Annotated in this window: 5 protein-coding genes; 3 read left to right on the forward strand and 2 right to left on the reverse strand. The window is 41.0% G+C overall.

Annotated elements, in window-relative coordinates:
• Positions 1-47 precede the first annotated feature (47 nt).
• Together CWC11_RS14150 and CWC11_RS14155 are read left to right on the forward strand one after the other, a co-directional pair.
• Positions 48-1,193 carry an iron-containing alcohol dehydrogenase gene (locus CWC11_RS14150; protein WP_138683215.1) on the forward strand — a complete coding sequence of 382 codons (1,146 nt, stop codon included), beginning with the start codon at positions 48-50 and terminating at the stop codon, positions 1,191-1,193.
• Positions 1,194-1,432: 239 nt separating this feature from the next.
• Positions 1,433-1,879: a DoxX family protein gene (locus CWC11_RS14155; protein WP_138683216.1), complete on the forward strand. Its 447-nt coding sequence runs from the start codon at positions 1,433-1,435 to the stop codon at positions 1,877-1,879.
• 70 nt (positions 1,880-1,949) lie between these two features.
• Here CWC11_RS14155 and CWC11_RS14160 read toward each other — a convergent pair whose 3' ends face one another.
• Entirely contained in the window at positions 1,950-5,048 is a 3,099-nt protein-coding gene (locus CWC11_RS14160; protein ID WP_138683217.1) for a beta-galactosidase, read from the reverse strand.
• Between the two features lie 112 nt (positions 5,049-5,160).
• Here CWC11_RS14160 and CWC11_RS14165 point away from each other — a divergent pair, with 112 nt between their 5' ends.
• A complete protein-coding gene (locus tag CWC11_RS14165; RefSeq protein ID WP_138683218.1) occupies positions 5,161-5,988 on the forward strand; it encodes an AraC family transcriptional regulator in 828 nt (275 codons plus the stop codon).
• Here CWC11_RS14165 and CWC11_RS14170 read toward each other — a convergent pair.
• Positions 5,985-6,968, reverse strand: a complete 984-nt coding sequence (locus CWC11_RS14170; RefSeq protein ID WP_138683219.1) for a permease — start codon at positions 6,966-6,968, stop codon at positions 5,985-5,987. The two genes, CWC11_RS14165 and CWC11_RS14170, sit on opposite strands and share 4 nt — an antisense overlap.
• Positions 6,969-7,160 lie beyond the last annotated feature (192 nt).

Here is a 7,160-nt window from a genome sequence, read left to right on the forward strand (position 1 = left end):
AAAGATCAACACGCCCTAGTATTTAACCGTCACCTAGGAGCAAAATAATGAAATTTAGCTACGTAAATCCAACACTTATTCAGTTCGGCCAACAGCAAATTGCATCACTAACCGATTTGATCGCAAAAGATCAAAAAGTATTAGTAGTGTACGGCGGCGGTTCTATTAAAAAGAACGGCGTGTACGACCAAGTTGCAGCTGCACTTGAAGGCTTTGATTGGGTAGAGTTCTCAGGCGTTGGCGCTAACCCAACAATTGAAGTGTTAGACCAAGCAGTAAAAATTTGTAAAGAACAAGATATCGACTTCGTATTAGGTGTAGGCGGTGGCTCTGTAATTGACGGCGTTAAATACATTGCAGCGTCGGCAGTATATGATGGCGAAGGTTGGGATATCCCTACTGGTAAGCATACTATTACTAGCGCATTACCAATCGGTGCAATATTAACATTACCTGCAACGGGTTCTGAGTCTAATCAAAATTCAGTTGTGAGCAAAGAAGCAACGAAGCAAAAACTACCATTTGCATCACCAAAAGTGCTACCAAAATTCGCGATTATGGACCCTGATGTAATGAAAACATTACCGCAGCGCCAACTTGTGAATGGTTTAGTAGATGCATGGGTTCATACGTGTGAGCAGTACCTAACATTCCCTGCAGGTGCACTTGTGCAAGATGGTTACGCTGAAGCGCTATTAAAAGCACTTAAATCATTAGGCGATAACTTTGAAAACCAAGACGATGCATGGCGTGCAAATCTTATGTGGGCAGCAAACCAAGCACTTAATGGTTTAATTGGTTCAGGCGTATCACAAGATTGGGCAACACACATGATTGGCCATGAGCTTACAGCTGCTTACGGCGTTGATCATGCTCGTTCACTTGCTATTGTTCAGCCTTCTTTACTACGCAACCAATTTGCAGTTAAAAAAGCGAAGCTAGAGCAAATGGGTAAAAACGTATTTGGTCTTGCACAATCGGATGATTTAGCAGAGCAAACAATTCAAGCAATTGAAGCGTTTTACCACAGCTTAGATGTAGCCACTGTGCTTACTGAACATGGCGATGACAAAGCAGCTGCAGTAGAAAACGTACTTGCTAAGCTTGAAGCTCACGGCATGGTAGCCCTTGGTGAAAACCAAGCAATTACACTTACACAAAGCCGCGAAATTTTAGAGCAAGCAATTGCTTAAGCGCTTAAAGTAATACAAAACTAAAAGCCGCTAGCGTTTACGTTAGCGGCTTTTTTGTGAGTTATACCAACCCTCAAAATAGATCACTTAATTAAGCGAATTGGTATTAAACTAATTAAAAACACAGCGTTTATAATTAACCAATAATATTGATATTAATGTTTTGAAATGATGATAGTAAACTGTGTTCATCGGTTAGCAAAACTAACACCTTATAAATTTACACAGGATAAAAACTCATGATACTACTACAAAAAATATTAAACTCTAAAGCTGGCGCAGCAGCACTTATTTTACGTGTACCAGTCGGGTTAATTTTAGCAGCGCACGGCGCGCAAAAATTATTTGCTTGGTTTGGCGGTTACGGCCTTGAAGGTACAGGGCAGTGGATGGCAAGTATTGGCTTAGAGCCAGGTTACTGGTTAGCTTTAATGGCAGGCAGCGCTGAATTTTTTGGCGGCATTGCATTAGCACTTGGTTTATTAACACGCCCAGCAGCAGTAGTTACGGCGTTTACAATGTTGATTGCAATATTTAGTGTACATATTAACAATGGTTTATTTATGGCTAACAACGGTTACGAATACGCACTTACTTTATTAGTTGCAACTGCAGCGCTTGCTGTACAAGGTGCAGGTAGCTTTTCGGTTGATAGTGTTATTGCTAAAAAGCTAGCTGGTAAATAGCAGCAGGAATTTATAATTAAAAAAATAGCGGCTAATTTAGCCGCTATTTTTGTTTGAGTTAAGCGCTATGTTATTTAGCCGAAAAAGTTAAAGAGTAGTTGTACTGTGTTTGCTCAAGTAAATATTCTTTATGGGTACTTGGGCTCCACGAATCATCGCCGCCAACCCCCATATGTTGATGATCAATATGTACATGTAAGCAATCATCAGCTACTAGCTCATTAGTGTGCTTTGCTTGCGTTAACATGCTTTGAGAGTACTCACTGGCGGCAAATAAAAATGTACCGGTTACGGTTAAATTATTAACGCTAAATAATTGGCAATCACTACGCACGCCGTTATCGGTTGGGAATATATACGGTGTATGTAGCTCATTATGTTGCGCGCTGTAATAACCTAAACGCGCAGCCGCTTTGCGATCTGGGTAGTTTTCAAATGGCCCTAAACCAAGCCAGTTTACTTGTGTATCGCTTTGTTTATTAAGCGTTGTGCTTAACCCTATGCGTGGCATGGGTGGCAAAGTGTCGTTTAGTTGTACATCAACATTTAAGTTAATTTCACCGTTATTATTAAGTGTATAAAGCCATGTTGTTTTTGCTTGTACTGCGCCATTAAATTCATAACTAAATACACAGGTAATACGTATATCTACTTTTGATTGCACTACTTCAAACAAGCGGCATGTGCGCTGCCACTTGCCAATACCCGCCCTTAGCCAGCGCGCTTCCCATGCGTTATGATCTAAGTTGTCTACTTCGCTTACGCCTATATCATTATCAAGCGGGGCGCGGTAAAAATTATCAACTAATGGGCTTTTAATAACTTGGGTTTGATTGTGTAGCCATTGCTCAATAAGGCCTGATTGGCTATTAAACACAAGTTTAAAGCTATCGCCTTCAATACTTAGCTGTGTGTTGGTTTCGCTAATATTTATAGCGTTATGTGCTGAAGCAGCCACTAAAGCAGGCTTAAATGTATCAGCGCTTAAACTTTGGCTATTTATAAGCTTAAATTGCTCGGTGTTTAATACATGCTCAGCACTTGCAAAACTGCAGTCGTTAATAAGTACTACATCTAAATTAAGGTGATATTGCGTACCAGCCTTAAACACCGTTTTTGTATTAACAGTTAGCGTTTGCGTACTTTGCGGAGCAATATTAATAATTTGCTCGCCTTGCTCTACACATTGGCCATTTTCTATTAACTGCCAAACCAGTTTTTCGTTATCGGTTGCCCTAAATACATAATCACTAAATACATCAACGGTATAGTGGTTTTGAGTTTGCTCACGCAGCGTAAATTGTAAATGCTGTTGGCTGTATTTAGCTTCAAACAGGCTAGGGTGCGGCGTGCGATCTGGAAATAATAAGCCGTTTATACAAAATTGGCGGTCGTTTAGTTCATCACCAAAATCACCACCGTAAGCCCAGTAATGCTTACCGTTTTCATCAGTTTTAGATAAACCTTGGTCTACCCAATCCCATATAAAGCCACCTTGCAGGCGCGGGTATTCTCTAAATGCTTGCCAGTAATCGTCAAAGCTACCTAGGCTGTTACCCATTGCATGGGCGTACTCACATAAAATGAGTGGGCGAGTTTCACCCGGTAGGCTTAGCCATTTTTTAATAGAGTATTTAGGTACTGCGTCATCAGCAACATGTGTATCTACACGGGCATACATAGGGCAAATAATATCGGTTGCGGTTGTATTTGCGCCGCCACCTTCGTATTGCACTGGGCGCGACGGGTCAAAGCTTTTTGACCACCCGTACATTGCATCGTGGTTGGCACCGTGCCCGCATTCGTTACCCAATGACCAAATAATAATAGAGGCGTGGTTTTTATCGCGTTCAACCATTTGCGTATAGCGCGACATAAATGCACCAGCCCACTGCGGATCGCTGGCTAAACGCCCCATAGGAAACATACCGTGAGTTTCTATATTCGCTTCGTCTACTACGTATAAACCTAGCTCGTCACATAACTCGTAAAAACGTGGATGATTAGGGTAGTGAGCAGTACGTACAGCATTAAAGTTATTTTGCTTCATAAGCTTAATATCTTCAATCATGTCGGCGGTGCTCACTGCATGGCCGTTTTCAGGGTGGTGTTCGTGGCGGTTAACACCGCGAATAAGTAGCGGTTTGCCGTTTAAGCAAAGCTGCCCGTTAAGCATTTCTACTTTTCTAAAGCCAATGTTGTAGGCTTCTGCGTCTACGGTGTTGCCTTGCTCATCTAACAGGCTTAAAACACAGCGATATAAGGTCGGGGTTTCGGCGGTCCACTTTTTAGGGCTTTGTATATCAATTGTTTGAAATACGACATCGCTCCAACCGCCTTTTTCATCAACGCGTTTATTGTTAGTGCTTTGTATTTGTGGCTCACACAGTGCTTGTTCACCATCAAAAACCTGTACTGCTACTTGGTAGTTATTTGGTGCATCTATTGCGGTTTTTATATGCAAAGTCGCATCGCGGTAGCAGGCGTCTAAATCTGGGGTTATAAATACATCGCGTATTTGGTGTTGCGGTTTAGTAAGTAAATTAACATCGCGGAATATACCGCTTAGCCACCACATGTCTTGATCTTCTAGGTAACTGCCATCGCTCCAGCGAATAACCATAACCGCAATACGGTTAGTGCCAGCCACTAACAGCTCGCTTAAATCAAATTCGCTTGGTAAGCGGCTATCTTGCGAGTAGCCCACCCATTGACCGTTACACCAAAGGTGAAATGCCGAGTTTACGCCTTCAAAAATAATATGGTTTCGCTGAGCTAATTGCTCCGCCGTAATAGTAAACTCAGTGCGGTAGCAACCAGTTGGGTTATCGCTTGGTACAAATGGCGGGTTTACTGCGAAGGGGTATTTAACATTACAATAAATAGGTTTATCAAAGCCATGTAATTGCCAGTTAGAAGGTACCGCAATACTTTGCCAATCGTTACTTAGTGTTTCACTTAGTAATGACCCATCAACCGCTTCGGGTTTATCAAATAATTTAAAATCCCATTGGCCGTTTAAACTTTGTTTTTGTGATTGTGTGTTTGTACGGGCGTGGTCAACGCTTTTAAATCCATTGAGTGGGCTGTGTGCTTTTACTTGATTAACTTGCACCGAAATTGGATTTTCCCAATCGCGGCGGTTAATTATATGCTGTAGTGAGTTCATTAGTGTCCTATTGCATGTGTGGCAATTATAGTGGCTTAAATATAGCTAAAATAATGCGTTGAGGTTATGCTTAAAGCTCTCTTTTATTTATCCAAAACTATCATTTTTAATTATGCGTAACACCATTGTAGATATGCTTGATATTGGCCCAGAGTGTGCAGAGCGGTTTATTGATTTAACGACGCTGTCGCAAATGCCAAACCTTGAAATAGAGCTAGCAGGTTGCTCTAATTTATTGGGTGATTATTGTGTTGCACGTACCAACCCGCTTGAACACACTTTGTTTTATACTTTGGGTGGTCAGGGCACGCTAAAAACCATTAATAACCAATATCCACTAGTCGAAAATAGCTTAGCTATATTGCCAGCACGGCAAAGTTTTGAGGTTGAAATAGTAAGCGAAAAGTGGGATGTAATTTGGCTAAACCTTGCAAACACCAAGCGTTGGCAACATTTAAATTTAGCGCACGCTAAGGTATTAACTAATCAGCAATTAGCGCCATTACATTTAGCGATGGAGCTTTTATACAGCGAAAGTAACGCTACTTTACGCGAAGGCGTTATGCCTATTTTAAGCCATTATTTAAACACTACGCTTCAAAGCGAGCCACAAATAGGCGGGCAAAACAGATTAACCAGCTTGTTTTTAGAGGTAGAAGAGCGCCTGCAGTTTGATTGGACAATAGAGGCTATGTGCGAACAAGTACATTACTCAGCACCGCATTTACATAGGTTATGCCAAGCGCAATATGGTAAAAGCCCAATGCAGCAGCTTATTTATTTACGTATTAAACGGGCTAAAAACTTGCTACTAAACACCCGCTGGCCAATTGCCCATATAGCCGCTTATGTGGGGTACCCTAATATATTTAATTTTTCAAAACGATTTAAAAAATCAGTGGGCGTTTCACCCACTGAGTTTAGAAAAATGAGCGTTTAAAAAATAGCTTGGTATAAAAAGCCTGCACCAATAGCCATTGTAATAATGACAAACAAAAAGGCGGCTATCATTTGGTTTTTAAAAATTGATTTAAGCAAAATAACTTCTGTTAAGCTTGCGCCCGCGCTGCCAATTATTAATGCCATTACCGAGCCAAGCGCCATGCCTTTTTTAACCAATGCGGCACTTAGCGGAATAACGGCTTCGGCTCTAATATAAAGTGGAATACCAATAATGGCTGCAATAGGAATGGCGTACCACATAGCATCGCCAGCATATTTAGCAATTAGCTCGGTAGGAATAAAGCCATAAATAAACGAGCCTATTGCTACCCCTAACATTAAGTACGGAAACACCTGTTTAAAGTCTTTAAAGGTGGCATGCCACACTTTTACCCAGCGATTAGGCTGCGCTTTTTTTGGCTTTATTGCTTTAGGCTCGCCGCAGCTTGTGGTTGCACAGCTTAGATCAACTTCTTTAGGCTCACTACAGCTTGGTTTTGCGCAGCTACTAGTAGTCTGTGTGCTGTAAGCTTCTGGTTTTACATACCTTTCAAAGCCTAACTTTTCAAGGGTGTAGCCTGCGACAACCGACACCACCATAGCCACTAAAAAGTAAAATAAAGCAACCTGCCAGCCAAAGGTAATTACAAATAACCCAATGATCACAGGGTTAAGTAGCGGGCTGCCAAATAAAAATACCATCATAGGGCCAAAGCCCGCTCTCGCTCTTAATAATCCTTTTAAAAACGGAATGGTTGAGCACGAACAAAATGGTGTTATAGCTCCCAATAAAGCAGCAATAACGTAGCCCTTACCGTTTTTTGAACTTAAAATAGATTGAATTTTTTCAGGTGTTATAAATAGCTGTAAAACACCCACTAAATAACTAATAACAATAAATAAAATAGTTAACTCTGTAGCTAAAAAGGCAAACATGCCTAACGCCTCTTTTGCCATTGCTAGCATTTCATTACTCATAACGCACTCCAAAGTACACAAGGTATAATACCAATGCGCAATAATGCGTAATCATTTTGCGGAGCTAAACGTGTCGCTACCTGCGTTAAAAAATGCTCATTTAGAACAACTAAATAGCGAATTTTTTGCCTAGCTATCAACACGTTTTTCTAGCCTCAAAATAAATCACTTAATTAAGCGAATTGGTATAAA

It is taken from the genome of Pseudoalteromonas sp. S3178, assembly GCF_005886985.1.
GTDB lineage: Bacteria > Pseudomonadota > Gammaproteobacteria > Enterobacterales > Alteromonadaceae > Pseudoalteromonas > Pseudoalteromonas carrageenovora.